The sequence below is a fragment of the Paraburkholderia jirisanensis genome, assembly GCF_054782355.1.
This window is the reverse complement of sequence record NZ_BAAGSQ010000033.1, coordinates 721,940-723,169: the sequence shown is the minus strand read 5'-3', so window position 1 is coordinate 723,169 and position 1,230 is coordinate 721,940. Positions and strand designations below refer to the sequence as shown.

Genomic DNA, 1,230 nt, shown 5'->3' with positions numbered 1-1,230 from the left:
GACGAGCAGGCAGAACTGTACCGCAAGCTCAATGCCGCAGGAAACGACAGTCACGTCACCCAGCTCCTTCATGGTGGTGGCCCCGCGTTGACCAATTCGGGAGGCGTTCCGTGGACGGCCGCCTACATTGACACGATCGGCGAGCCGACGGCCGACCTGCGTTCGAACATCGCGGCGGAGGCCCGGGCGAAGATTCTCTACGAGCGGCTGATCAATGTCACAGACGATCCAGGTATTCGCGATGCGTTGGGCTTTTTGATGACCCGTGAAGTCGCACACCAGAAATCATTCGAAAAAGCGCTGTACGCGATATCGCCTAATTTCCCTTCGGGAAAGCTGGCGCCAATGCCCGAATTCGCGAGCACCTACTTCAAGATGTCGCACGGCGGGACGGTGGTGGGAGCGCCCTGGAACAGCGGTACCGGGCTCACGATGACGGATGGCGGGCCGGCCGTGGACGGCGGGGACGGCAATGCCTGGGTCAATCTCGATCCTGCCGAGAAAACGTCACTCTCGGCCATGGCGGCGCGTCTTCAGTCAGATCCAGACAGTGACCCGATGACCGGCGCGGAACTCGGAAGTGCGGAGGCCGTTTCCGATGACCTGAAGTGACGGGACGCAAAGCTGTTTTCGATACTGAGGCGATTGTCGACCGGCCCAGGGTCGGCGACAAATCGGGCCAGTATTGCACCACACATCGATTTTTTCTGTTTTTCTGTTCACGGAGCAAACCATGACCATCAAGACTATCAGCGATCTGTTCATCCATTCGCTATCCGACATATACAGCGCGGAGAAGCAGATGACGAAGTCACTGCCGAAGCTTGCCCGCGCGGCGACAAATCCCGATCTGAGCGCTGCCTTTCTGACTCACCTGGAAGAGACGCGAGGCCAGATCGAGCGGCTGGACCAGGTGGTTGAATCTTGCGAGATCCGGCTCAAGCGGGTCAAATGCGCCGCGATGGAAGGGTTGGTCGAGGAAGGTCAGGAGCTCATCGATGGCGTCGAGCGTGGGCCGGTCCTCGATGCGGGACTGATTGGCGCCGCACAAAAGGTGGAGCATTACGAGATTGCCGCCTATGGTGCAATCATCGCGCTTGCGAAACAGCTCGGGGAAACGCATGCAGTCACCCTTTTGCTGCAGACATTGAAGGAGGAAAAAGCCACCGACGAGAAGCTGTCTCTCCTCGCTGAGGAGGAGGCGGCAGCCGAAGCGCTAGGTAAGTGAGC

The 1,230-nt window shown here is 59.2% G+C and carries 2 protein-coding genes; both read left to right on the top strand.

From position 1 onward, the window contains the following. Positions 1–612, top strand: a 612-nt coding sequence (locus ACYVNQ_RS35190) for a manganese catalase family protein (RefSeq protein ID WP_460909938.1), incomplete at its 5' end; no start/stop codon positions are given. Positions 613–733: 121 nt separating this feature from the next. Then, complete coding sequence (locus ACYVNQ_RS35185) at positions 734–1,228, top strand: YciE/YciF ferroxidase family protein (protein ID WP_460909935.1); 495 nt, start codon at positions 734–736, stop codon at positions 1,226–1,228. The last annotated feature ends 2 nt before the right edge of the window (positions 1,229–1,230 follow it).

Bases quoted from the DNA above. Each gene is read 5' to 3' on its own strand.
- ACYVNQ_RS35185 (WP_460909935.1), top strand. From the start codon at position 734: ATGACCATCAAGACTATCAGCGATCTGTTCATCCATTCGCTATCCGAC.